The organism is Simplicispira lacusdiani, from assembly GCF_003604195.1.
Lineage (GTDB): Bacteria > Pseudomonadota > Gammaproteobacteria > Burkholderiales > Burkholderiaceae_C > Simplicispira > Simplicispira lacusdiani.
On record NZ_QXGR01000004.1, the window covers coordinates 31,386 to 55,173 of the forward strand.

A 23,788-nucleotide genomic window follows, 5' to 3' on the forward strand; every position below is an offset into this window, starting at 1 on the left:
CCGGAAATGAAAAACCGGGCACGGGGCCCGGTGGAGGCGGCGCGGCGGAGGGGCCGCCGCGCCAGTGGTTGCGCTTCTTCTTGTGGTCAGTGGCCGGATGCACCCGCTGCGCCGAAGCCGGTTTCGGAGCGCACCTGCTGCGCCGGGAACGCAGCGCGCTCGCGCGCGGCGTTGGCGCTCTTGTCGGTGATCGAGAAGAGCCAGATGCCCACGAAGCCGATGGTCATGGAGAACAGCGCCGGCGAGGTGTAGGGGAACAGCGCCGAGCCGGCCGGGTTGCCCAGCGTGGCTTCCCACACCGAGGGCGACACGATGGTCAGGCCCACCGAGGAGATCAGGCCCAGGAAGCCGCCGATCACCGCGCCGCGCGTCGTGCAGTCTTTCCAGAGCACCGACATGAACAGCACCGGGAAGTTGGCCGAGGCCGCGATGGCGAACGCCAGCGACACCATGAAGGCGATGTTCTGCTTCTCGAAGGCGATGCCCAGCACCACGGCGATCACGCCCAGGGCCAGGGTGGTGATGCGCGAGACCTTCAGCTCGGAAGCGCTGTCGGCCTTGCCCTTCTTGAACACCGTGGCGTACAGGTCGTGCGACACGGCCGAGGCGCCCGAGAGCGTCAGACCGGCCACCACGGCCAGGATGGTGGCGAACGCCACGGCCGAGATGAAGCCGTAGAAGATGTTGCCGCCCACCGACTTGGCCACCAGCACGGCCGCCATGTTGGCCGTGCCCGCGCCGCCGTGGATCACGCCCTTGACCACGTCCGCCATCTCGGGGTTGGTCAGCACCAGGGTGATGGCGCCGAAGCCGATGATGAAGATCAGGATGTAGAAGTAGCCGATCCAGGTCGTGGCCCACAGCACCGACTTGCGCGCTTCCTTGGCATCGGGCACGGTGAAGAAACGCATCAGGATGTGCGGCAGCCCGGCGGTGCCGAACATCAGCGCCATGCCGAACGAGATGGCCGAGATCGGGTCCTTGATGAAGCCGCCCGGGCCCATGATGGACAGGCCCTTCTTGGCGGCGTCCTCGGCCGACATGCCGGTGTTGGCGGCGATCTTGGTGCGCACTTCCACGCCCTTGGCGAACAGCGCCTCGGGGCTGAAGCCGTATTGCGCCAGCACCATGAAGGCCATGAAGCTCACGCCGGCCAGCAGCATCACCGCCTTGATGATCTGCACCCAGGTGGTGGCCGTCATGCCGCCGAACAGCACATACACCATCATCAGCGCGCCGACGATGACCACGGCCATCCAGTACTCCAGGCCGAACAGCAGCTTGATGAGCTGGCCGGCGCCGACCATCTGCGCGATCAGGTAGAACGCCACCACCACCAGCGTGCCCGAGGCCGCGAAGGCGCGGATCGGCGTCTGCTGGAAGCGGTAGCCCGCCACGTCGGCGAAGGTGAACTTGCCCAGGTTGCGCAGGCGCTCGGCCATCAGGAAGGTGATGATGGGCCAGCCCACGAGGAAGCCGATGGAGTAGATCAGGCCGTCGTAGCCGGTGGCCATCACGGCCGCCGAGATGCCCAGGAACGAGGCCGCGGACATGTAGTCACCCGCGATGGCCAGGCCGTTCTGGAAGCCGGTGATGCCGCCGCCGGCGGTGTAGAAGTCGGCGGCCGATTTGGTCTTGGCGGCGGCCCATTTGGTGATCCAGAGCGTGCCGGCGACGAACACGCCGAACATGATGATGGCCGTCCAGTTGGTGGCCTGCTTGGCGGCCTGGCCGACGTCGCCGCCGGCGGCATGGGCGCTGCCCGCTGCCAGCAAGGCGAGGAGCACGAGCATGCTGCTCCCGTGGTTCTTCTTGGCGTTCATTGCGATGCGTCTTTCAGGATGTCTTTGGTCAGGGAGTCGAATTCGCTATTGGCGCGGCGCACGTAGATGCCGGTGATCACGATGGTGAAGACGATCACGCCCATGCCGATCGGAATGCCCAGCGAGGTCACGCCGGCGCCAATGGGCTGGGCCAGGAACTTCTTGTCGAAGGCGATCAGCGCGATGTAGCCGTAGTACGCGAGCAGCATCAGCGCGGTCAGCAAGATGCCCAGGCGGTTGCGCTTGGTGCGCAACTCCAGGTACTTCGGATGGCTTTGTATTTTCTGGACCACCGGGTCACTCATGGATATGTCTCCTCTAGGTTGGGATGCGAAACCGCAATGGGGGCGGCATGGCGCCGCTCACACGTTTTTGATTCTGCAAATGCGCACTGACCAACTCCTTACGCAGTGCAGCATTTTTGTGCAATGCACCAGCCGCAAAGCCAGCATCCATGCGTGTTTGGCGTCAGCGCGCAGACCGGCGCAACGGTCCGGGGAAGGTGCTTTTTCGCATCGGGAAAAGAGGTCCGAGGGTTACTACCAAAGCTGTAAGCCTGGCGGAAGTTTCGCGTCAATCTCTGTAAGAAATGCGTCAGAGCGGTGTCAGTGGCGGCCTTGATAGTGGCCCCACAGGTAATTTTTCGCATTTGCCTGTAATTCAAAAAATCACAGGAGACAAATCATGGCAACCCAGCAACCCGGAATGCGGCCGATGTCAGTCGGCGGCTCCGCGAAAGTGCATCCCGCAGCGAGGCCGATGTCCGCTGAAGAGAAGAAAGTGATCTTCGCTTCATCGCTCGGCACGGTTTTCGAGTGGTACGACTTCTATCTGTACGGCTCGCTCGCCGCCATCATCGCCAAGCAGTTCTTCAGCGGACTGGACGCGGGCTCCGCGTTCATCTTCGCGCTGCTGGCCTTCGCCGCGGGCTTCATCGTGCGCCCCTTCGGCGCGCTGGTGTTCGGCCGCCTGGGCGACATGATCGGCCGCAAGTACACCTTCCTGGTCACCATCCTGATCATGGGCATTTCCACGTTCATCGTGGGCGTGCTGCCGTCCTATGCCAGCATCGGCGTGGCCGCTCCGGTCATCCTGATCTGCCTGCGCATGCTGCAGGGCCTGGCGCTCGGCGGTGAGTACGGCGGCGCCGCCACCTACGTGGCCGAGCACGCTCCGCACGGCAAGCGCGGTGCCTACACCTCCTGGATCCAGACCACCGCCACGCTGGGCCTGTTCCTGTCGCTGCTGGTCATCCTGGGTACCCGCACCGTCATGGGCGAGGCCGCCTTCGGCGACTGGGGCTGGCGCATTCCGTTCCTGGTGTCCATCCTGCTGCTGGGCATCTCGGTGTGGATCCGCCTGTCGCTGTCCGAATCCCCCGCCTTCCAGAAGATGAAGGCCGAGGGCAAGACCTCCAAGGCCCCGCTGTCCGAGTCCTTCGGCCAGTGGAAGAACCTCAAGATCGTGATCCTGGCCCTGATCGGCCTGACCGCCGGCCAGGCCGTGGTCTGGTACACCGGCCAGTTCTACGCGCTGTTCTTCCTGACGCAGCAGCTCAAGGTCGATGCCGTCACGGCCAACCTGATGATCGCCGCCTCGCTGCTGATCGGCACGCCGTTCTTCGTGTTCTTCGGTTCGCTGTCCGACAAGATCGGCCGCAAGCCCATCATCATGCTGGGCTGCGCGCTGGCCGTGGTGACCTACTTCCCCGTGTTCAAGATGCTGACCGAAGCCGCCAACCCCGATCTGGCCGCCGCGCAGGCCAAGAACAAGGTGGTGGTCGTCGCCGACCCGGCCGAGTGCTCGTTCCAGTTCAACCCCACCGGCACGGTGAAGTTCACCAGCTCGTGCGACATCGCCAAGCAGGTGCTGGCCGCCAGCTCGGTGAGCTATGACAACGAAGCCGCTCCCGCCGGCACCCCCGCCGTCATCAAGATCGGCGAGAAGGTGATCCAGGGCTATGCCTCCAAGGGCCTCCCCGCCGACGAGGCCAAGGCCAAGGACGCAGCCTTCAAGAAGGCCGTGGCCGAGACGCTGAAGGCCGACGGCTACCCCGCCAAGGCCGACCCCGCCAAGATGAACAAGGTCATGATGATCGCCATCCTGACCTATCTGGTGATCCTGGTGACCATGGTGTACGGCCCCATCGCCGCCATGCTGGTGGAGCTGTTCCCGACCCGCATCCGCTACACCTCCATGTCGCTGCCCTACCACATCGGCAACGGCTGGTTCGGCGGCCTGCTGCCCACCACCTCGTTCGCCATCGTGGCCCAGACCGGCAACATGTACAACGGCCTGTGGTACCCGATCATCGTGGCTGGCGCCACGGCCATCATCGGCACGCTGTTCATCCGCGAAACCAAGGACGTGGACATCTACGCCGACGACTGATCGATCGCGGTTACGATGCCGCAGGGCCGGCCCCACGGGGGGCGCCCTGTGTTCCAGAAAAGGGCTTCACGCGTTGCGAGAGCACCGTGAGGCCCTTTTGTTGAACAGTCCCCCTTCATTCTTTTTCAGGAGATTCCCATGTGGAAATTGGTCGTTGGCTTCGTTCTGTTCGCGGCGCTGTCGCTCTTCGTCATCATGAAGGCCGGTGACAAGGTGGACATGAGCGGCGAGAAGCATGGCGCCGATGCCGTGCACGCACCGGAAGCCCCCGCGTCGGCGCCCGCCGCAGCGGCATCCGCCGCCGCAGCGCCCGCGTCGGCCGCCAGCGCGCAGTAAACGCACGCAGGCCAAGGGCCGCCACGGCAGCAGGCCTGCCGTGGCGGCCCTTGGCTTTTCAGCGCGGGATCAGCGGCGGAAGCGCCCGTCCGGACCAACGATGGACAGGTCGGCGAAATCCAGGCCTGAGTGGTCGCTGGCGCTGTAGCTCAGCTCCAGGCCGCCCAGGTCGAATTTCTTCAAGCCCTCCAGGGCCGCGTGCAGTTGCGCGCGGTCGGACCTGGGGCCGGCGCGGCGCAGGCCCTCGACCAGCACCTTGGCGGCGACGAAGCCTTCCACCATGGCGGGCGTCAGGTCGCCCGTGCCGCGCGCGCGGGCCAGGTCCATGGCCTCCTTGATGAGCGGCGAGTTCAGCGAGCGTTCGGAGGGAAACACCTGCGTCACCACCACGCCGCGCGCGCTCTCGCCCAGCGCCTTCACGAAGCCGCCCGAGGCGTTGTTCGACAGCGTCACGATCTGCCCCATCACGCCCGCGGCGCGCAGCGCCTTGATGCCGTCCACCACGGCCGCGCCCGTGCCGATGATGACCACGGCCTGCGGCTCGGCCTTGGCCGCGCGCGGCGCGATGGCGCTGAAGTCGGGCTTGGCGCGGTCGAACTTCTCGATGAACAGCGCCGTGATGCCGTTGGCCTTGAAGCCCGACTGCGCGCCCGCCAGGCCGTCGGCGCCGAAGCTGTCGTCCACATGCACCACGCCAATGCGCTGCACGCCCAGCGTGTGCAGGTGGCCGATGGCCTTCTCCACCTCGCGCTGGTAGGGCGCGCGCACGTTGAACACGTATTTCTGCACCGGCTTGTGCAGCACCATGGCGCCGGTGGACGGGCCCACCAGCGGCACGCCATGCTGCTCCAGCAGCGGCAGGATGCCCTGGGTGTGCGGCGTGCCGCGCGTCATGAACAGGGCCAGCACGCCTTTTTGCTCGATCAGCGCGCGCGCGTTCTCCAGCGTGAGCTTGGGGTCGAACTGGTCGTCGAGCGACAGCACCTCCACCTTCTGCCCGCCCACGCCGCCGCGCGCGTTCACATGGTCGATGTAGAGCGCCGCGCCCTGCATGGACTCCTTCACGGTGGCGGCGGCCGATCCGGTGATGCCCACGGTCTGCCCGATCAGCAGCTGGGCCTGGGCGGCACCCACGGCCAGCAGGGCCAGGGCGGCGAGGGCGAGGGTGCGCAGGGCGGCGGTTGAGGGCATGGCGGCTCCAGGGGGAAAGCGAAAGGCGCCAGTGTTGGGGATGCGGCGGCGCGTGCCATCCGTACCATTACGTACCGTGCCCGCCCGTCCATAGGGTCAATCGGTGCCCTGGCGCGCTGCCGCGCCGCGCAGTTCCTAGAATGTTCCGCCTCACAGACCAAAGACACCCACCATGACCCAGGGACAGATCCGCATCCGCGGCGCGCGCCAGCACAATCTCCAGAACCTGGACCTGGACATCCGCACCGGAGAGCTGACCGTGGTCACCGGCCCCAGCGGCTCGGGCAAGTCCAGCCTGGTGTTCGACACCCTCTACGCCGAGGGCCAGCGCCGCTACGTCGAGACCTTCAGCGCCTACGCGCGCCAGTTCCTCGACCGCATGGACAAGCCCGCCGTGGACAAGGTGGAGGGCGTGCCGCCGGCCATCGCCATCGACCAGACCAACCCGGTGCGCAGCTCGCGCTCCACCGTGGGCACGATGACCGAGCTGAACGACCACCTCAAGCTCCTGTTCGCGCGCGCCGGCCAGCTGTTCGACAAGCAGACGGCGCAGCCCGTGCGCCACGATTCGCCCGAGACCATCTACGCCGAGCTGCAGCGCCGCTGTGGCATCGAGCCGCCGCCGGGCCGCCCCAAGGCGGCGAGCGCCCCCTCGGGGGGCAGCGAACCACACGCAGTGGGGAGCGTGGGGGCCATGTCCTATCCGCGCCTGGTCGTGACCTTCCCCGTGGAGCTGCCCGCCAACACCAGCGCCGAGCAGCTGGAGCAGTGGCTGTCGGCCAGCGGCTTCACCAAGGTGCAGGCCGAGCGCGAGGCGGGCGGCGTGAAGCTGCTGGACGTGGTGGCCGACCGCTTCCGCCTGGGCAATGCCGAGCGCGCGCGCGTGGTCGAGGCCATCGAGGTGGCGCTCAAGCGCGGCGGCGGGCGCATGAACGTGTACCGCCTCGTGGAGGAGGGCGAGCCCGAAATCTGGCGGTTCTCCACCGGCCTGCACTGCCCCGACAGCGACCTGCGCTACAGCGAGCCGCTGCCCTCGATGTTCTCGTTCAACTCCGCCGCCGGCGCCTGCGACACCTGCCGGGGCTTCGGCCGTGTGATCGGCGTGGATTACGGCCTGGTCATCCCCGACGAGAAGAAGACGCTGCGCAACGGCGCCATCAAGGCCATCCAGACGCCCGCCTGGCAGGAATGCCAGGACGACCTGATGCGCCACGCAGAGGCCGCCGGCATCCCGCGCGACACGCCCTGGTACCGCCTCACGCCCGAGCAGAAACAGTGGGTGATCGACGGTTCGCCGAACTGGAAGGGCAAGTGGAACCAGCAGTGGTACGGCATCAAGCGCTTCTTCGAGTACCTGGAGAGCAAGGCCTACAAAATGCACATCCGCGTGCTGCTGTCAAAGTACCGCAGCTACACGCCGTGCCCGGTGTGCGCCGGCGCGCGCCTGAAGACCGAGAGCCTGCTCTGGCGCATCGGCAGCAAGCAGGATGCCGACGCCGTGCTCGACCCGGCCCTGCGCTTCATGCCCCAGGGCGTGCAGTGGAGCCGCGCCCAGCTCGAAGCTTTGCCCGGTCTGTGCCTGCACGACCTGATGCTGCTGCCCATCGACCGCCTGCGCCGTTTCTTCGAGCGCATGGAGGCCAGCCAGCGGGCGCCATGTGCTCCTGAAACAGTAGCTTTTGACGCCTTATCCACGGGCGCTGAAGGCTCATTTGACGCAAAGAATGCCGCCGCCACGGGCGAGGCCCAGGCCCTCAAGCTGCTGCACGAGGAGATCGGCACGCGCCTCAAATACCTCAGCGACGTCGGCATCGGCTACCTGACGCTCGACCGGCAGAGCCGCACCCTGTCCGGCGGCGAGGTGCAGCGCATCAACCTCACCACGGCGCTCGGTACCTCGCTGGTGAACACGCTGTTCGTGCTCGACGAGCCCAGCATCGGCCTGCACCCGCGCGACATGGACCGCATCACCCAGGCCATGCTGCGCCTGCGCGACGCGGGCAACACCCTGGTGGTGGTGGAGCACGATCCGGCCGTCATGCTGGCGGCCGACCGCGTGCTGGACTTCGGCCCCGGCCCGGGACGCCAGGGCGGGCGCATCGTCTTCGACGGCACGCCTGAGGCACTGCGCGGTGCCGACACGCTGACCGGCCAGTACCTCGGCGGCCGCAAGCATGTGGGCCATGGCTTCCAGCGCCGCGTGACGGACGCCACGCCGCGCCTCATCCTCGAAGGCGCGCGCGAGCACAACCTGCAGAACCTCACGGTGGAGTTCCCGCTGCAGCGCCTGGTCTGCGTCACCGGCGTCAGCGGCTCGGGCAAGTCCAGCCTGATCCAGGACGTGCTGGCCCCGGCGCTGCTGCGCCACTTCGGCAAGACGACCGAGACGCCCGGCCGCCACGACCGCCTGCTCGGCGCCGACCACCTCTCCGACGTGGTGTTCGTCGACCAGTCGCCCATCGGCAAGACGGCGCGCTCCAACCCCGTGAGCTACGTCGGCGCCTGGGACAGCGTGCGCGAGATCTTCGCCAACGCGCCGCTGTCGCGCCAGCGCGGCTACACCCAGGCCAAGTTCAGCTTCAACAGCGGCGACGGGCGCTGCCCCATCTGCGGCGGCTCGGGCTTTGAGCATGTGGAGATGCAGTTCCTCAGCGACGTGTACCTGCGCTGCCCCGACTGCGACGGCAAGCGCTACCGCCCCGAGATCCTGGAAGTCACCATCGAGCGCGGCGGCCGCCTGCTCAGCGTGGCCGACGTGCTGGAGCTCACCGTGAGCGAGGCCGCGCAGCTCTTCGCCAACGACCGCGACGTGGTGCGCGCGCTGCGCCCCATCCAGGACGTGGGACTGGACTACGTCAAGCTCGGCCAGCCCGTGCCCACGCTCTCGGGCGGCGAGGCGCAGCGCCTCAAGCTCGCCGGCTTCCTGGCCGAGGCGGCCAAATCGGCCAGCAGCAGCCGCCAGGCGCTGGCGCGCAAGGGCACGCTGTTCCTGTTCGACGAGCCCACCACGGGCCTGCACTTCGACGACATCGCCAAGCTCATGCGCGCGTTCGCGCGGCTCATCGACGCCGGGCATTCGCTCATCGTCATCGAGCACAACCTGGACGTGATCGGCGCGGCCGACTGGCTCATCGACCTCGGCCCCGAGGGCGGCGACGCCGGCGGCCTGGTGGTGGCCGAGGGCACGCCGGCCGAGCTGCGCGAGCACCCGCGCTCGCACACTGGCGCCGCGCTGCGCGACTATGCGCGCGCCATCGGCGCGGCCGCCCACGCGGTGCAGGACCGGCCCGCGCCCGTGTGGCACGCCGCGCCGCCGGCGCGCGAGGCCATCGAGATCGTCAACGCGCGCGAGCACAACCTCAAGGGCCTGAGCGTGGAGGTGCCGCGCGGCCGCTTCAACGTCATCACCGGCGTCAGCGGCTCGGGCAAGTCCACGCTGGCGTTCGACATCCTGTTCAACGAAGGCCAGCGCCGCTACCTCGAATCGCTCAACGCCTACGCGCGCAGCATCGTGCAGCCGGCCGGGCGCCCCGAGGTGGACGCCGTCTACGGCATTCCGCCCACGGTGGCGATCGAGCAGCGTCTCTCGCGCGGCGGGCGCAAGAGCACCGTGGGCACGACCACCGAGGTCTGGCACTTTCTGCGCCTGCTCTACGTCAAGCTCGGCGTGCAGCACTGCACCAAGGACGGCGCCGCCGTGCAGCCGCAGACGCCCGAGCGCATCGCCGCGCAGCTGCTCACCGAGTTCCGGGGCCAGCACATCGGCCTGCTGGCGCCGCTGGTGGTGGCGCGCAAGGGCGTCTATACCGAGCTGGCCGACTGGGCGCGCCCGCGCGGCTTCACGCACCTGCGCGTGGACGGCGACTTCCTGCCGACCTCGGGCTTTCCGCGCATCGACCGCTTCAAGGAGCACACCATCGAGCTTCCCGTGCTGAGCCTGGATGTGCAGCCCGAGAACGAGGCGCTGCTGCGCGACGGGCTGGCACAGGCGCTCACGCACGGCAAGGGCGTGGTGCATGTGCTGTCGCATCTGGACGGTCTGCGCGAGGCGCTGGCCGCGCGTGCGCCCACGGCGGGCATCGGGCGCCTGCAGGTGTTCTCGGCCAAGCGCGCCTGCCCGGTGTGCAGCACCAGTTACGCCGAGCTGGACCCTCGCCTGTTCTCCTACAACAGCAAGCACGGCTGGTGCCCCGACTGCGTGGGCACGGGCGTCAAGCTGACCAAGGAGCAGCGCAAGGTGTTCGACGACTCGGTGCTCGCCGACGACCAGAAGGGCCGCGAGCAGACCTTCGCCGAGCCCGAGGTGGAGGACCTGCAGGACACCGCCTGCCCCGGCTGCCAGGGCACCCGCCTCAACGCCACGGCGCGCGCCGTGCGCTTTGGCGCCGACGCGGCCACGGGCCACGCGGGCTGGAGCATCACCGACATCGCGCGCCTGTCGGTCAGCGATATCCGCGCCTGGATCGACACCGTGGCGCTCGCGGGCCGCGAGGCCGAGATCGCGCGCGACCTGGTCCCCGAGATCCGCAGCCGGCTCGAATTCCTCGAAGAAGTGGGCCTGGGCTACCTCACGCTGGACCGGGGCGCGCCCACGCTCAGCGGCGGCGAGGCGCAGCGCATCCGCCTGGCGGCGCAGCTCGGCAGCAACCTGCAGGGCGTGTGCTACGTGCTCGACGAACCCACCATCGGCCTGCACGCGCGCGACAACCAAATTTTGCTGCGCGCGCTGCGCCAACTGAGCGGCAAGGGCAACACCCTGGTGGTGGTGGAGCACGACGAGGACACCATCCGCGCGGCCGACCACCTCATCGACATCGGCCCGAGCGCGGGCAAGCGCGGCGGGCGCCTGGTGGCGCAGGGCGGCGTGGCCGACCTGACCGGGGCCGAGGATTCGCAGACCGGCCGCTACCTGCTGCACGCCATGCGGCACCCGCTGCAGGCGCGCCGTTCCATGGCGTTGGATGCTATTGAAACGGTAGCTGATGGCGCTGTATCCACGGGTGCTACAGGCCAATATGCTTTGAAGGATGACCCCCTGCGCTGGCTCACCGTGCACGGCGCGCAGTTGCACAACCTGCAGAACGTGACCGCGCGCGTGCCGTTGCAGCGCCTCGTCGCCGTCACGGGCGTGAGCGGCTCGGGCAAGTCCACGCTGGCGCGCGACGTGCTGCTGGCCAACGTGGCCGCCTGGGTGCAGCAGCGCAGTACCAAGGCCGGGCGCGACGCCATGGACGCGGGCAACGCGCCCGCGCTCATCGGCTGCACGGGGCTGCAGGGCTTCGAGACCATCGACCGCGTGCTCGAAGTGGACCAGACGCCCATCGGCAAGACGCCGCGCAGCTGCCCGGCCACCTACATCGGCTTCTGGGACACCGTGCGCAAGCTGTTCGCCGAGACGCTGGAAGCCAAGGCGCGCGGCTACGCGGCCGGGCGCTTCAGCTTCAACACCGGCGAGGGCCGCTGCCCGGTGTGCGAGGGGCAGGGCGTGCGCACCATCGGCATGGCCTTCCTGCCCGACGTGAAGGTGCCCTGCGAGGCCTGCCACGGCGCGCGCTTCAACCCCGAGACGCTGGCCGTCACCTGGCGCGGCAAGAGCATTGGCGACGTGCTGCAGATGGAGGTGGACGAAGCCGTGGACTTCTTCGCCAGCATGCCCAGCATCGCGCACCCGCTGCAACTGCTCAAGGACGTGGGCCTGGGCTACCTCACGCTGGGCCAGCCCAGCCCCACGCTGTCGGGCGGCGAGGCGCAGCGCATCAAGCTCGTGACCGAGCTGACCAAGGTGCGCGACGAGGTCGGCCGGCGCGGCCAGAAGGCGCCGCACACGCTCTACGTGCTCGACGAGCCCACCGTGGGCCTGCACATGTCCGACGTGGACAAGCTCATCCGAGTGCTGCACCGCCTTGTCGACGGCGGCCACAGCGTGGTGGTGATCGAGCACGACCTCGATGTGATCGCCGAGGCCGACTGGATCATCGACCTCGGCCCCGAGGGCGGCGCGGGCGGCGGCCGCATCGTTGCCGCCGCTCCGCCCGAGGAGGTGGTGCGCCTGGGCACGCACACGGGCGTGGCGCTGGCGCCGGTGCTGGCACGATGACCGCACCCGGCGCGCCGCGGACACCCCTGCCGCCGGACTGGCAGGTGGTGCACTGGCACCCCGAGGCGCCGCCCAAGCCCCCCGAGGGCGCGCCCTGCAACGGCTGTGGCCTGTGCTGCCTGGCCGAGCCGTGCCCGCTGGGCATGCTGGTGTCGCGCCGCCGCACGGGCGCCTGTGTGGCGCTACGCTGGAGCGAGGCGGACCGGCGCTACCTCTGCGGCATGGTCGCCGACCCTGGCGCGGTGACCGGCTTCACGCGCCCCTGGGCCGTGCGCTGGCAGCAGGCGCTGGCGCGGCGCTGGATCGCCGCCGGCGTGGGCTGCGATGCGCACCTGCAGGCGCTGCCGCCTGCCTGAGCAGGGCGTTTTGTAGCTATTGAAAAGATAGCTGATGGCGCTTTGTGCACGGGCGCTCGGGGTTCTTTTTGCTTGAAATGCCCTTGGTAACACCACGGCTGGCAGGGGCTTGTGCCGGGTCATAAATATTCATTCTTGATGAATCTTAGAATTCGCCGCAGCCGTGCCTAGCACGGATCGCTGTGTGGTCATTTGCACTGCATCAAGAAAGCGGCATGCCCTGCGTGTGCCGGAAAACAAGAAAGGAAACCCACCGATGGACAGTGCCATCCTGAGCCTGCTGGGCGCCTTCCTGCTGTCGATCATGGGGCTGTTCGTCTTCATCTGGTCGATGCGCAAGGGCCTGCTGGTCGAGAACCCCCGGGCGGCTTCGGTCATCTTCGCGCGCGGCGAGATCGGCCAGGCCGACGACCCCGCCTTGCACGAGGCCGGCCGCGCCCACCTGCAGTCCGCGGCCGCCGAGCCGGGCGACGCCGCCCACGCCGCCGATCCGCGCGAGCTGGAGCAGCGCATCGAGGCCGACCGCTCCAGCGCCTTCCCCGTGTTCATGTTCATCGCCTTCGCCATCCTCTGGCTGGTGCTGGGCTCGGTGGCGGGGCTCACGGCGTCGCTCAAGCTGCACATGCCCGACTGGCTGGTGGGCGAGGCCTGGCAGACCTTCGGCCGCGTGCGCACCATGCACCTCACGGCAGTGCTCTACGGCTGGATCACCAACGCCGCGCTCGGCCTCATCGTCTGGCTGCTGCCGCGCTTGCTGCGCACGCGGCTGATCGGTGCGCCCTGGGTGATGCTGGGCGGTGCCTTCATCAACATCGCCATCGCCAGCGCCATCGGCGCCATCGGCGCGGGCTGGAGCGACGGCATGGAGTACCTGGAGATGCCGTGGCAGATCGGCCTGTTCATCGTCGTCGGCTTCGTCTGCATCATCGGCCCGGTGCTGTACACGCTGGTCAACCGCAAGGTCGAGTCGCTGTACGTCAGCGTCTGGTACCTGGTGGCGGCGCTGCTGTGGATCACGCTGCTGTTCCTGGTGGCCAAGCTGCCCGGCGTGCACACCGGCGTGCAGCAGGCCACCACCAACTGGTGGTACGGCCACAACGTGCTGGGCCTGTGGTTCACGCCCATCAGCGTGGGGGCGATCTACTACTTCCTGCCCAAGATCATCGGTCGGCCGGTGCGCTCGTACAACCTGTCCATCCTGGGCTTCTGGACGCTGGCCTTCTTCTACGGCCAGGTGGGCGGGCACCACTTGATCGGCGGGCCGATTCCGGGCTGGCTGAGCACGCTGTCCATCGTGCAGAGCATGATGATGATCATCCCCGTGGCGGCCTTCACCATCAACATGGCGGGCACCATGCAAGGGCGCATGCACCTGGCGCTGCACTCGCCCACGCTGCGTTTCATGATGTTCGGCGGGCTGATGTACATGCTGTCGTCGGTGCAGGGCTCGCTGGAGGCGCTGCGCAGCGTCAACCAGGTGGCGCACTTCACGCATTTCACGGTGGCGCACGCGCACCTGGGGGCCTATGCCTTTGTCACCATGGTGCTGTTCGGCGCCATCTACTTCATGCTGCCGCGCGTGCTGCACTGGGAGTGGCCGTACCCGCGCCTCATCTCGCTGCAGTTCTGGCTCGCGGCCGTCGGCATCCTGATCTATTTCGTGGGCCTCTCCATCGGCGGCTGGCTGCAGGGCCTGGCCATGCTCGATGCCTCGCGGCCCTTCATGGAGTCGGTCACGCTCACCATCCCCTACCTGCAGTGGCGCAGCGTGGGTGGCGCGCTGATGGTGGCCAGCCACCTCGTCTTTGCCGGCCACTTCCTGGCCATGGCGCTGCGCTTCGGCCCGCAGCGCACGGGCGCGGCCCTGTTCGCGCCGCAATCGTCCCAGGCCCTGGAGATCGCCCATGGAAAATGAAGTCAAACTGGCCGCAGGCGCCATGGTGTCGCTGGCCGTGGCCACGGCCGCGCTGGTGGTGCTGCCCTACATGGAGGTGCGCGACATCGCGCCGCCCGAAGGGCTGAAGCCCTACACCAGCGCCCAGCAGCGCGGCCGCGATGTCTACATCGCCAACGGCTGCGTGTACTGCCACACGCAGCAGCCGCGCGACCGCAACCTCGGTCCCGACCATGAGCGCGGCTGGGGCCGCGCCTCGGTGCCGGGCGACTACGTGTACGACAAGCCGCACCTGCTGGGCAGCATGCGCACCGGGCCGGACCTGTTCAACATCGGCGCGCGCCAGCCCAGCAAGGACTGGCACCTGGGCCACCTGTACCAGCCGCGCGCCTATGTGCCGGGGTCCATCATGCCGGCCTACCCCTACCTGTTCGAGACCAAGGCCGCCGCCGAACCGGGCGACGAGGTCGTCAAGCTGCCGCCGGGCCAGGGCCCCGCAGGCAAGGTGGTGGTGGCGCGGCCCGAGGCGCTGGACCTGGTGAAGTACCTGCAGGGCCTGGACCACACCTACCCCGTGCTGCCGCCCCCGCCGCGCAGCGCCGCCGGCCTGGCCGCCGGGTCTGCTTCCTGAGGTTGCCCATGCTCGACCAAGACACTTCGCACCGCGCGCAGGAGCGCGAGAACGCCGATCCCGAGGAGCGCATCCGCCCCGTGCCCCTGATGGCTGCCGCCATCACGCTGGCCATGGTGCTGTTCGGCGTGGGCTATATCTTCCTGTCCGATCCGTTCGGAAACTCCAGCCTGGGCGACCGCCGCACCGTGGCCGACCTGTCCGGCCCCGCGCCGGCCGCCGCGGGCGCGGCCGTGGATGGCAAGGCGCTGTTCGCCGCGCAGTGCGCGGCCTGCCACCAGGCCACGGGCCAGGGCCTGCCGGGGGTGTTCCCGCCGCTGGCGGGTTCGGAATGGGTCACGGGCGAGCCGCGCGTGCTGGCCAACATCCTGCTGCATGGCGTGACCGGCCCGATTACGGTGGCCGGTAAAAGCTACGAGGGCGCCATGCCGGCCTTTCGGCAACTGGGCGACGCCGAACTGGCCGCCGTGGCCAGCTACATCCGCAGCGCCTGGGGCAACCAGGCCGCCGCCGTGGCGCCCGACCTGATTGCGCAGGAGCGCCAGGCCAACGACCGCAGCACGCCGTTCGAGGGCGGCGCCGCGCTCCAAGCCCTGGCGCGCTAAGGCCATGTTGCGCACCGCCGTCCTGAGCCTGCTGCTGGCGCTGTGCGGCTACGCGGCGGCGGATTGGCTCACGCACGGCTTCCAGGTCTGGACAGACGAGGGCGCGCGCCGCCTGGAAGTGGCGCTGCAGCCCGTGGACGCGCCGCGCGTGACGGTGGACGGCCCGGGCGTGGCCGCGCCCGACCTGCCCGCGCTGCTGGCGCAGGGCGGCGGCGTGACCATCGCCGACTTCATCTACACGCGCTGTCAGACGGTCTGCCTTTCGCTGGGCAGCACCTTCCAGCAGCTGCAGGCCGCGCTGCGGGCCGATGCCGAGGCGGGCCATCCTGGCAACGTGCGCCTGCTGTCGATCAGCTTCGACGGTGCGCACGACCACCCGGCCGCACTGCGCGCCTACGCCCAGGGCCTGCGGGCCGACCCGGCGCTGTGGCGCTTCGTGCGCGTGCCCGACGCGGCGCAGGAGCAGGCCCTGCTGCGCCGCCTGGGCGTGGTGGTGGTGCCCGACGGCCGGGGCGACTATGAGCACAACGCCGCGCTGCTGGTGTTCGACGCGCGCGGTCGCATGGTGCGCGTGTTCGACGTCGCCGAGCAGCAGCTCGCGCTGGACTACGCGCGCCACCTCGCCCGGAGCGCGCCATGACGCCCTTTCCACGCTGCACGCCGCGCACCCAGGCCGCCCTGGGGCTGGTCCTGTGCGTGGTGCTGGCCTGGCCCCCGCTGCGCCATGCGCTGGAAGCCAGCATGTGGCGGCACATGGTGCTGCAGTTTCCGCTGCTGATGGCGGCGGGCGCGCTGCTGGCGGCCGCGCTGCCGCCGCGTGCGCGTGGCGCCGTGGCGCGCTGGAACGCCCACGGCATCGCCGGGCTGGTGGGGGTGGCGGTGGTGCTGGGCGTGCTCATGGTGCCGCGCGTGCTCGACCTGGCACTGCGCGACGGCACCATCGAGGCCGTCAAGGGTGCTGCGCTGGTGCTGGCGGGCGCTGCGCTGCGCCTGTCGTGGCGCGCGGCGGGGCTGGTGGTGCAGGGCTTCTTCCTCGGCAACATGCTGCCCATGACCGCTGTGGTGGGCCAGCTCTATATCGATGCGCCGCTGCGCCTGTGCAACGCCTACCTGCTCGATGACCAGGCCCGCCTGGGCCAGTGGCTCATTGCCCTGGCCGTGCTGCTGGCGCTGGGCTGGCTGGCGCAGGTGGGGTGGTGGGTGGTGCGGCGCGAGGGGGCCGCGCTGCTGCCTCACGAGGCCTGAAATGCTCCTGATTTGATAGCTGTTGACGCTTGTTTGGTGGGCGTCAGAGGCCTATTTTTCTTGAAAACCGGCCGCTGGCACGTCGACCCGCGTGGTCCACACGGCGGCCTCGCGCGCGTCCTTGCGCTTGTGCTCCAGGTAGTCGGGCGCCACGCAGAGGAACAGCGTGCGGCCGTCCGGCCCGCCGAGCGCGCAGGCGTACACGCCCAGCGGGCGCGTGGAAATTTCGCCGAGCACCCGGCCGCCCTCGGCCACGCGCAGCACGCGGCGGTGGTTGGCGTCGGCCAGCCACACGGCGCCCTCGGCGTCGAGCGCTGCGCCATCCGGGGCCACCTGGGTCTGCGCGATGACCTGGGCCAGGTGGTCGCCCTGCGGCAGCGGGCCGAAGACGGCCCAGTCGCGGCGCGGTCCCAGGCTACCGTCGGGCAGAGGGTCGAAGGCCGAGAGCCGGTTGCCGAAGGTCTCGCCCACGATCAGCGTGCGGCCGTCGGGCGTGACCATGGAACCGTTGGGAAAGTACAGGCCCTCGGCCACGGCGCTCACCGTGCCGTCGGGCGCCACGCGGGCCAGCCGCGCCGGGGCGAAGGGTGCGCCGCCCATGAGGTTGAAGCCGAAGTTGCCCACGTAGGCATTGCCCTGGCGGTCCACCACCATGTCGTTGGCGTGGCCTTCGGCCACGGCGGAAAGGTCTGCGTGCTCCACCAGCCGGCCATCGGGTTCGCGGCGCAGCAGCTTGCGGTCGCGCATGGAGACGACGAGCAGCCGCCCGTCGGGCAGCCAGCCCAGGCCCGAGGGTTGGCCGGGCACCTCGGCGATGGTCTCCACCGTGCCGTCCAGGTCCACGGCGATGACCTGCCGTGTGTAGAAGTCCGAAAGCCAGAGGCGGCCTTCATGCCAGCGCGGGCCCTCGAAAAAGCTGTAGCCGGACACCAGGGTGGAAAACGTCGGGGTGGGCATGGGGCGGTCTCCAGGATTGCGTGCGGCCATGGTAGGTGGCGCGCGGCAGCGCGTGTGTCGCACGAGCGTCTGTTCACCTTGCCGCCAGGTGGATGCCCGCCAGCATGCAGCGCACCGAGCCGCCCGCCAGTTCGATGGTGGGCACGCGCAGCGGCAGCAGCGTGGCGCTGCGCTCGATCACGGCTTTCTGCGCGGCCGTGAGGCTGGCGGCGGCGCGCTCGGACAGGGCCAGCAGCCGTTGGTCGCCGTGCCCCGTGAGTTCCAGCGCGTTGCCCGCGAACTCGCCGATCTGGCGCGCGTCGAGTTCGATGACTTCGCGCCCGCTCTCGCGCAGCCGCGCGCGCACGGCCTCGCGGCGCCGCGGGTCGGCGATGAGGTGGAAGCCCCCGAGCGCGAAGTCGGTGCCCACGCAGAGCATCACATTGGTGTGGTAGCAGGGCCGGCCCTGCGCGTCGGCGGTGGCGAACGCCATGGGCTCGAAATTGAAATGCGTGCAGAAGCGCTCCAGCGCCACCGGATCGGCGCGGTTCGATTGCGCGGTGTAGGCGATGCGGGCGATGTGGTCCAGCACCATGGCGCCCGTGCCTTCGAGAAACATCCCATCGTGCTCCAGGCCGGAGTAGTCGATCACGTCCTGCACGCGGTACCGGGCCTTGAGCAGCTCGATGATGTCACCGCGCCGCTCGCGCCGCCGGTTGGCGGCGTACATGGGGTAGAGCGCCACATGGCCGCCCGCGTGGGTGGAGAACCAGTTGTTCGGAAATACGGCGTCGGGCGTTGCCGGGTCGTGGCTGTCGAACAGGTGCACGCGCACCCCGGCGGCTTCGAGCCGGGCGGCGGCCTCGGTCACCTCGGCATGGGCCTGTGCGGCCACGCTGGCGGCCGTGGCCGGGCGCTGGAAGGTGTTGTCCGCGGCGGTCTCGGGGTTGGGGTGGAAGTGGTGCGGGCGCACCATGGCGACGGCGGCGGGGGCCTGGAGGGAGGGCGGTGGCATGGTTGTGTGGTGGTTTCAGCGGGGCCCCACAGGAGGGCGGTGCAGGCATTGTGCGAACAGGCCCGACCAACAAAAAGCCGGCAAACTGGTCAAATAGCTGCAAAAATTGGCGAAACGCCAGCCACCACCAGCACCATGACCAAGCTCGACGACACCGACCGCGAAATCCTCAGCATCCTGCGCGCCGATGCGCGCACCCCCGTGGCCACGCTGGCGCACAAGCTGCGCGTCTCGCGCGGCACGGTGCAGAACCGGCTGCGCAAGATGGAGGAGGGCGGCGTGATCGTGGGCTACACCGTGCGCCTGCGGCCCGATTCGGAGCCGCAGCGCATCCGCGCCTGGATGTGCATCGCCGTGGAGGGCAACGCCGCGCCCGAGGTGATCCGCGCGCTGCGCGGCGAACCCATGGTGGGCACGCTGCACACCACCAATGGCCGCTGGGACATCGTGGCCGAGGTGCGCGCCGAGAGCCTGGAGGCGTTTGACGCCGCGCTGGGGCGCATCCGCCTCACGCCGGGCATCGCCAACACCGAGACCAGCATCCTGCTGTCCACCTACAAGGCCTGAGGGGGCGATGCCGACGGCGCTGGCGTGCTGACACATCGGTGACACTGGGTAGGGGCTTTCCGCGATGCTGCGGTGCGTCAACCCAGGTTCAATCGCGGCATCCGATTGCAACCAGGAGCCGCACATGCAACGCCGTCAGATCCTCCAGTGGGGCGCCGCCGCGCTCGCCACCGCCGCCACGGGCGCCCAGGCCCAGAGCTTTCCCGCCAAGCCGATCAAGCTCGTGATCGCCTTCCCGGCGGGTGGGCCGACCGACATCACCATGCGCGCGCTGGCCGACAACGCCAGCAGGGTGCTGGGCCAGCCCGTGATCGTCGAGAACAAGCCCGGCGCCGGCGGCACGCTGCCCGCACAGGCGTTGCAGACGGCGCAGCCCGACGGCTACACACTGGCGCAGATCCCGTTGGGCGTGTTCCGCCTGCCCTACACCACCAAGATCAACTGGGACCCGGTGAAGGACATCAGCTATGTGCTCAACGTCACGGGCTATGCCTTCGGCCTCGTCGTGCCGGCCGATTCGCCGCTCAAGACCTGGACGCACTTCGTCGCCTGGGCCAAGGCCAACCCCGGCAAGCTGAGCTACGGCTCCACCGGCACCATGACCAGCCCGCACCTGACCATGGAGCTGATCGCGCAGAAGCTCGGCCTGGAGCTGCTGCACGTGCCCTACAAGGGCAGCGCCGACCTGATGCAGGCCACGCTGGGCGGGCAGCTCATGGCGGCGGCCGATTCCACCGGCTTCGCCCCGCAGGTCGAGGCCGGCAAGCTGCGCGTGCTCAACACCTGGGGCGCCGAGCGCCTGGCCAAGTTCCCCGATGCGCCCACGCTCAAGGAGCTGGGCCTGGACATCGTGCAGAACTCGCCGTTCGGCATCGGCGCGCCCAAAGGCACGCCGCCCGCCGTGGTCAAGCGCCTGCACGACGCCTTCAAGCAGGCCATGGAGCAGGACAGCTACAAGACGGCCCTGGCCCGCTACGACATGGTGCCCATGTACATGGGCAGCGCGCAGTACCAGAAGTTCGCCCAGGACACCTTCGCGCGCGAGAAGGCGCTGGTGGAAAAGCTGGGGCTGGCGAAGTAGGACTCACCCCCTGAGCGGCTGCGCCGCTTCCCTCTCTCTCGCTGCGCTGCGCTTGCGGGAGGGGGACGCCCCCAGCGCGGCGGGGCGTCCCTTGCGCGGGGGCGCTGGCCTGGGGCGCGCCCGTTGTGTCGTTCCGCTCGCTTGCCGTGGCGGTCGGCACGCATCGGGGGGGCTCTTGATCGGGCCGCCGCGTTCCGTGTGATGATCCGTGCCGACATTGAACGGAACACCGCGAGCACCTATGGCATCTCCCTCCGACAGCATCAGCATGGCCCTGTTTTGCGACTTTGAAAACGTCGCCCTGGGCGTGCGCGATGCGCAGTACGAAAAATTCGACATCAAGCCCGTGTTGGAGCGTTTGCTGCTCAAGGGCAGCATCGTGGTCAAGAAGGCCTATTGCGACTGGGAGCGCTACAAGGGCTTCAAGGCCACCATGCACGAGGCGAATTTCGAGCTGATTGAAATTCCCCACGTGCGCCAGTCGGGCAAGAACTCGGCCGACATCCGCCTGGTGGTGGACGCGCTGGACCTCTGCTACACCAAGTCGCACGTCAACACCTTCGTCATCATCAGCGGCGATTCGGATTTTTCGCCGCTGGTGTCCAAGCTGCGCGAGAACGCCAAACAGGTGATCGGCGTGGGCGTGAAGCAGTCCACGTCCGACCTGCTGATCGCCAACTGCGACGAGTTCATCTTTTATGACGACCTGGTGCGCGAAAACCAGCGCGCGCAGGCCCGCCGCCAAAGCCCGGGCAACCATGCGTCCGCGCCGCGCCGCACGCCCGAGGAAGAACGCCACCGCAAGGAAACCCAGGAAACGCGCCGCAACCAGGGCGTGGAACTGGCGGTGGAGACCTTCGAGGCCCTGCTGTCCGAGCGCGGCGACAGCGGCAAGATCTGGGCCTCGGTGCTCAAGGAGGCCATCAAGCGCCGCAAGCCCGATTTCAGCGAAGGCCGTTATGGCTTCCGCACCTTCGGCAACCTGCTCGAAGAGGCGCAGGCGCGTGGGCTGCTGGAGTTTGGGCGCGATGAAAGATCGGGGGCCTATGTGTACCGTGGCCACGGCGGCGCGGCCGCCCGGCCCGACGCCCTGGGTCCGGCGGATGCACCCACCGAGCGGTCGGGTGGGGGAGGGTACTTCCGCCAGGATCTCCCTGCCGTCGCGCCCGCCCCGCAGGCCGCGCCCGAGGGCGGCGAGGGCCGGGCACGGGGCGGTCGATCGCGGGGGCGCCGACCGGAGGCGCCGGCCGACGAACAGTTGCAACCCGGCGCCGAGGCTGGCGGCGATGCGCCGGCGGAGCGTCCGGTGGGGGGGTATTTCCGCGCCCAGGCGCCGGCCGTTGCGCCAGCCGAGGCAGCGGTCGCACCCATGGAGGTGGCCGGCGATGGCGCACCCGCCGGGGGGGATGGCAGCGTGGTTGCTGCGGCTGAACCGGCCGAGCCCGTGGTGTCCGCCCCCGCACCCCGGAGCCGCCGCGCGGCGCCGGCTGCACGCAAGGCCGGCGGGCGAAAGGCCGCGGCCGCAGAGGACGGCCCGGCGCCGTCCGAATCCGGCGTGCCCACGGGGGATGCGGCATCTCCTGCGGCGACGCCCGCCAAGGCTGCCGCGCCCCGCCCGCGCAAGCCCCGGAACACCGCCAAGCCTGCCGCGTAGCGGCTACGCGCTTACAGCCCGGCGCGCTCCCGGCCCGCCAGGATGGCCCGGGCCACCTCGGCGAATCCCGCGCCGCGCGCGCCCTGTGCCAGGTAGCGCGGCAGGTGGCGCAGTTGCGGCACGAAGCGCGCTACGTTGGCCACGCCCACGCTGTGCGGAAAGTGCTGGAACATCACCTGGTCGTTGAGCGAATCGCCCACGAACACCCAGCGGTCCAGTTCGTCATCGAGCGTGCGGCCCAGCAGCTCGCGCACGATCCAGCGCGCGCCCACCAGCTTGTCGTGCGTGCCGTACCAGCCGTTCACATGGATGCTGCTGACGGTGGCCGTCATGCCGGCCGCGCGCATCAGGGCCACGCACTGGTCGATGCCCGCTTGCGGCAGGTGCGTGAACTCGCTGTGGTCGATGGCGATGTCGGTCTCGCGCCCGGCCGAGTCGCGCGCCAGTTGGGCGCCCGGCACTTCCTCCAGGATCTGGCGCGCCACCTGCTGCATGCGGGCAAAGTGGGCGGCGCGGGTGGCGGCGTCTTGCAGATACCATTTTGATAGCTGCTCGCGCTTGCCTGCATTGGTCTGGAGGCTGATTTCGCTTGTATTTTGCGGCGCGCGTAGCAGTGCCACGGCGCCGGTCTCGGCCACGATGGCATCCACCGGCCAGGTGGCCGCGAAAGGCTCGCTCCAGCCCGCCGGCCGGCCCGTGATGGCGATCACATGCAGGCCGGCGGCGCGCAGCGCGGCCAGCGCATCAAGCGCATCCTGCGTGATGGCGCCCTCGGTGGTGAGGGTGTCGTCGATGTCGGTGAGCACGCCCGCCAGCCCGCGGCAGGCAGCGCGGGGCCAGTCGGACAAGGGGGCGAGGGAGGGTTGCGTCGGCGCCATGCGGCAGGCAAAGCGCGTATTGTTGCACCGGGCTGCGCCCGTCCTCAGTCGGGCGCGTCCAGGAAGGCGCGCACCGCCTGCAACGCGGCTTCGGGCTGTTCGTTGAACAGGAAATGGCCGGCCTGCGGCACCATGACCAGCCGCGCCTGGCGGAAGTGCGCCATGTGGCGCCGCTGCTGGGCCTCGCCCATGGTGGTGCTGCACTGTCCGGCCAGGAACAGTACCGGACCGCCGAAGCGCTCCACGCCGGAGCGGAAATCCAGCGACGCGGCATAGACGGCATCGGACATCATGCGACCCACCGTGGCGTCGAAGGCCGGGCTGCCGGCGCGCCAGCCGTCCACCTGCGGAATGGCGCCATCGCAGGTGTTGGGCACCTGGAAGAGCGGCATCATGGCGCCCACGACAAAGTCGCGCCGGGCGTAGGGATCGCCGTTTGCCGCCACGGTCCACTGCTGCAGCCAGGCGCGGGCCATGCCCCAGGCGACGGTCCAGCCTGGCCAGCCGCCCTGCGGCAGGTGCGCGAGGGAGGCGCTGTCCAGGAAGCCCGGTTCGGCCAGCACTAGGCGCCGCACCTTGCCGGGGTGTTGCCCGGTATAGGCCGATGCCAGCATGGCGCCCCAGGAATGGCCCAGCAAGTGCACGGGGCGGCCCTGGCCGATGTGGTCCACGAAGGCGTCCAGGTCGGCCAGGTAGGTGTCGAGCGAAATCTCCTGCGCCGGCACGCGCGGCGACAGGCCGCTGCCGCGCTGGTCGTAGAACAGGACCTGGTGGTCGTCGGCCAGGGCCTGCAGGCCCAGCAGATAGCGGTAGTCGGCGCCGGGCCCGCCGTGCAGCACGATGAGCACCGGCTTGCCGGCCTGGCCGAAGGTCTGTGCATGGAAACGGTAGCCCCGCAGCGCGATGGTGGGTACGGTGGCGTCGTGCTGCGCGGTGCGCGGCAGGTCGGTGCCCGTGCCGCAGCCGGCGAACAGGCAGACGAATGCAGCGAGGCCGCACAGGATCAGGGTACGCAAGGAGCGCCGTGGCATGGGGGTGGGAAGCGAATGGGACATGCCAGAATGGTGCGGGCATGCCCGGACCGCAGC

Annotated in this window: 19 protein-coding genes; 12 read left to right on the top strand and 7 right to left on the bottom strand. The window is 69.3% G+C overall.

What is annotated here, in order from left to right; translation table 11 throughout:
* Nucleotides 1-86: 86 nt before the first annotated feature.
* Complete coding sequence (locus tag D8S75_RS06310) at nucleotides 87-1,793, bottom strand: cation acetate symporter (RefSeq protein WP_198673164.1); 1,707 nt, start codon at nucleotides 1,791-1,793, stop codon at nucleotides 87-89.
* Between the two features lie 26 nt (nucleotides 1,794-1,819).
* Entirely contained in the window at nucleotides 1,820-2,128 is a 309-nt protein-coding gene (locus tag D8S75_RS06315; RefSeq protein ID WP_119965185.1) for a DUF485 domain-containing protein, read from the bottom strand.
* Between the two features lie 409 nt (nucleotides 2,129-2,537).
* Between D8S75_RS06315 and D8S75_RS06320 the strand changes: the two genes are divergently transcribed.
* Together D8S75_RS06320 and D8S75_RS06325 are read left to right on the top strand one after the other, a co-directional pair.
* Nucleotides 2,538-4,214 (top strand): MFS transporter, encoded by a 1,677-nt coding sequence (locus D8S75_RS06320; protein ID WP_119965187.1) that lies wholly within the window; start codon nucleotides 2,538-2,540, stop codon nucleotides 4,212-4,214.
* A gap of 138 nt (nucleotides 4,215-4,352) precedes the next feature.
* Entirely contained in the window at nucleotides 4,353-4,550 is a 198-nt protein-coding gene (locus D8S75_RS06325; protein ID WP_119965189.1) for a hypothetical protein, read from the top strand.
* 69 nt (nucleotides 4,551-4,619) lie between these two features.
* On the opposite strand, the gene D8S75_RS06330 is transcribed toward D8S75_RS06325, so the two are convergent.
* The gene (locus tag D8S75_RS06330) at nucleotides 4,620-5,741 is read right to left on the bottom strand and encodes an ABC transporter substrate-binding protein (RefSeq protein WP_119965191.1); all 1,122 of its coding nucleotides are present in this window, start codon (nucleotides 5,739-5,741) and stop codon (nucleotides 4,620-4,622) included.
* A gap of 172 nt (nucleotides 5,742-5,913) precedes the next feature.
* On the opposite strand from D8S75_RS06330, the gene D8S75_RS06335 reads away from it, so the two are divergent.
* The 7 genes from D8S75_RS06335 to D8S75_RS06365 all read left to right on the top strand — a co-directional run bounded on the left by D8S75_RS06335 (nucleotide 5,914) and on the right by D8S75_RS06365 (nucleotide 16,569).
* Nucleotides 5,914-11,838, top strand: coding sequence for an excinuclease ABC subunit UvrA (locus tag D8S75_RS06335; RefSeq protein WP_119965192.1), 5,925 nt, complete (start codon nucleotides 5,914-5,916; stop codon nucleotides 11,836-11,838).
* Nucleotides 11,835-12,194, top strand: a complete 360-nt coding sequence (locus D8S75_RS06340) for a hypothetical protein (protein WP_198673157.1) — start codon at nucleotides 11,835-11,837, stop codon at nucleotides 12,192-12,194. The genes D8S75_RS06335 and D8S75_RS06340 overlap by 4 nt, the downstream gene beginning before the upstream one ends.
* Before the next feature lie 256 nt (nucleotides 12,195-12,450).
* A complete protein-coding gene (locus D8S75_RS06345) occupies nucleotides 12,451-14,109 on the top strand; it encodes a cbb3-type cytochrome c oxidase subunit I (protein ID WP_119965194.1) in 1,659 nt (552 codons plus the stop codon).
* Entirely contained in the window at nucleotides 14,099-14,719 is a 621-nt protein-coding gene (locus D8S75_RS06350) for a cbb3-type cytochrome c oxidase subunit II (RefSeq protein WP_119965196.1), read from the top strand. Before D8S75_RS06345 ends, D8S75_RS06350 begins: the two co-directional genes overlap by 11 nt.
* A gap of 8 nt (nucleotides 14,720-14,727) precedes the next feature.
* A complete protein-coding gene (locus D8S75_RS06355; RefSeq protein WP_119965198.1) occupies nucleotides 14,728-15,324 on the top strand; it encodes a c-type cytochrome in 597 nt (198 codons plus the stop codon).
* Between the two features lie 4 nt (nucleotides 15,325-15,328).
* The gene (locus tag D8S75_RS06360) at nucleotides 15,329-15,964 is read left to right on the top strand and encodes an SCO family protein (protein ID WP_119965200.1); all 636 of its coding nucleotides are present in this window, start codon (nucleotides 15,329-15,331) and stop codon (nucleotides 15,962-15,964) included.
* Nucleotides 15,961-16,569, top strand: coding sequence for a hypothetical protein (locus D8S75_RS06365; protein WP_119965202.1), 609 nt, complete (start codon nucleotides 15,961-15,963; stop codon nucleotides 16,567-16,569). The genes D8S75_RS06360 and D8S75_RS06365 overlap by 4 nt, the downstream gene beginning before the upstream one ends.
* A gap of 51 nt (nucleotides 16,570-16,620) precedes the next feature.
* On the opposite strand, the gene D8S75_RS06370 is transcribed toward D8S75_RS06365, so the two are convergent.
* Complete coding sequence (locus D8S75_RS06370) at nucleotides 16,621-17,526, bottom strand: SMP-30/gluconolactonase/LRE family protein (RefSeq protein ID WP_119965203.1); 906 nt, start codon at nucleotides 17,524-17,526, stop codon at nucleotides 16,621-16,623.
* Between the two features lie 73 nt (nucleotides 17,527-17,599).
* Complete coding sequence (gene ctlX, locus D8S75_RS06375; RefSeq protein WP_119965205.1) at nucleotides 17,600-18,520, bottom strand: citrulline utilization hydrolase CtlX; 921 nt, start codon at nucleotides 18,518-18,520, stop codon at nucleotides 17,600-17,602.
* 135 nt (nucleotides 18,521-18,655) lie between these two features.
* Between ctlX and D8S75_RS06380 the strand changes: the two genes are divergently transcribed.
* From D8S75_RS06380 to D8S75_RS06390, 3 genes are all read left to right on the top strand, one after another.
* Complete coding sequence (locus D8S75_RS06380) at nucleotides 18,656-19,087, top strand: Lrp/AsnC family transcriptional regulator (protein WP_119965207.1); 432 nt, start codon at nucleotides 18,656-18,658, stop codon at nucleotides 19,085-19,087.
* Between the two features lie 124 nt (nucleotides 19,088-19,211).
* Entirely contained in the window at nucleotides 19,212-20,168 is a 957-nt protein-coding gene (locus D8S75_RS06385; RefSeq protein ID WP_119965208.1) for a tripartite tricarboxylate transporter substrate binding protein, read from the top strand.
* Nucleotides 20,169-20,409: 241 nt separating this feature from the next.
* On the top strand, nucleotides 20,410-21,822 hold the full coding sequence (locus D8S75_RS06390; RefSeq protein ID WP_119965210.1) for an NYN domain-containing protein: 1,413 nt from the start codon (nucleotides 20,410-20,412) through the stop codon (nucleotides 21,820-21,822).
* An 11-nt stretch (nucleotides 21,823-21,833) separates the two neighbouring features.
* Here D8S75_RS06390 and D8S75_RS06395 read toward each other — a convergent pair whose 3' ends face one another.
* On the bottom strand, nucleotides 21,834-22,700 hold the full coding sequence (locus tag D8S75_RS06395) for an HAD-IIB family hydrolase (protein ID WP_119965212.1): 867 nt from the start codon (nucleotides 22,698-22,700) through the stop codon (nucleotides 21,834-21,836).
* Nucleotides 22,701-22,744: 44 nt separating this feature from the next.
* The gene (locus tag D8S75_RS06400) at nucleotides 22,745-23,731 is read right to left on the bottom strand and encodes an alpha/beta fold hydrolase (protein WP_157982595.1); all 987 of its coding nucleotides are present in this window, start codon (nucleotides 23,729-23,731) and stop codon (nucleotides 22,745-22,747) included.
* Nucleotides 23,732-23,788 lie beyond the last annotated feature (57 nt).

What these genes read in the sequence shown, in the direction of transcription:
- D8S75_RS06310 (WP_198673164.1), bottom strand. Translation starts at nt 1,793, where the DNA reads ATGCTCGTGCTCCTCGCCTTGCTGGCAGCGGGCAGCGCCCATGCCGCC.
- D8S75_RS06315 (WP_119965185.1), bottom strand. Translation starts at nt 2,128, where the DNA reads ATGAGTGACCCGGTGGTCCAGAAAATACAAAGCCATCCGAAGTACCTG.
- D8S75_RS06320 (WP_119965187.1), top strand. Translation starts at nt 2,538, where the DNA reads ATGTCAGTCGGCGGCTCCGCGAAAGTGCATCCCGCAGCGAGGCCGATG.
- D8S75_RS06325 (WP_119965189.1), top strand. Translation starts at nt 4,353, where the DNA reads ATGTGGAAATTGGTCGTTGGCTTCGTTCTGTTCGCGGCGCTGTCGCTC.
- D8S75_RS06330 (WP_119965191.1), bottom strand. Translation starts at nt 5,741, where the DNA reads ATGCCCTCAACCGCCGCCCTGCGCACCCTCGCCCTCGCCGCCCTGGCC.
- D8S75_RS06335 (WP_119965192.1), top strand. Translation starts at nt 5,914, where the DNA reads ATGACCCAGGGACAGATCCGCATCCGCGGCGCGCGCCAGCACAATCTC.
- D8S75_RS06340 (WP_198673157.1), top strand. Translation starts at nt 11,835, where the DNA reads ATGACCGCACCCGGCGCGCCGCGGACACCCCTGCCGCCGGACTGGCAG.
- D8S75_RS06345 (WP_119965194.1), top strand. Translation starts at nt 12,451, where the DNA reads ATGGACAGTGCCATCCTGAGCCTGCTGGGCGCCTTCCTGCTGTCGATC.
- D8S75_RS06350 (WP_119965196.1), top strand. Translation starts at nt 14,099, where the DNA reads ATGGAAAATGAAGTCAAACTGGCCGCAGGCGCCATGGTGTCGCTGGCC.
- D8S75_RS06355 (WP_119965198.1), top strand. Translation starts at nt 14,728, where the DNA reads ATGCTCGACCAAGACACTTCGCACCGCGCGCAGGAGCGCGAGAACGCC.
- D8S75_RS06360 (WP_119965200.1), top strand. Translation starts at nt 15,329, where the DNA reads ATGTTGCGCACCGCCGTCCTGAGCCTGCTGCTGGCGCTGTGCGGCTAC.
- D8S75_RS06365 (WP_119965202.1), top strand. Translation starts at nt 15,961, where the DNA reads ATGACGCCCTTTCCACGCTGCACGCCGCGCACCCAGGCCGCCCTGGGG.
- D8S75_RS06370 (WP_119965203.1), bottom strand. Translation starts at nt 17,526, where the DNA reads ATGCCCACCCCGACGTTTTCCACCCTGGTGTCCGGCTACAGCTTTTTC.
- ctlX (WP_119965205.1), bottom strand. Translation starts at nt 18,520, where the DNA reads ATGCCACCGCCCTCCCTCCAGGCCCCCGCCGCCGTCGCCATGGTGCGC.
- D8S75_RS06380 (WP_119965207.1), top strand. Translation starts at nt 18,656, where the DNA reads ATGACCAAGCTCGACGACACCGACCGCGAAATCCTCAGCATCCTGCGC.
- D8S75_RS06385 (WP_119965208.1), top strand. Translation starts at nt 19,212, where the DNA reads ATGCAACGCCGTCAGATCCTCCAGTGGGGCGCCGCCGCGCTCGCCACC.
- D8S75_RS06390 (WP_119965210.1), top strand. Translation starts at nt 20,410, where the DNA reads ATGGCATCTCCCTCCGACAGCATCAGCATGGCCCTGTTTTGCGACTTT.
- D8S75_RS06395 (WP_119965212.1), bottom strand. Translation starts at nt 22,700, where the DNA reads ATGGCGCCGACGCAACCCTCCCTCGCCCCCTTGTCCGACTGGCCCCGC.
- D8S75_RS06400 (WP_157982595.1), bottom strand. Translation starts at nt 23,731, where the DNA reads ATGCCACGGCGCTCCTTGCGTACCCTGATCCTGTGCGGCCTCGCTGCA.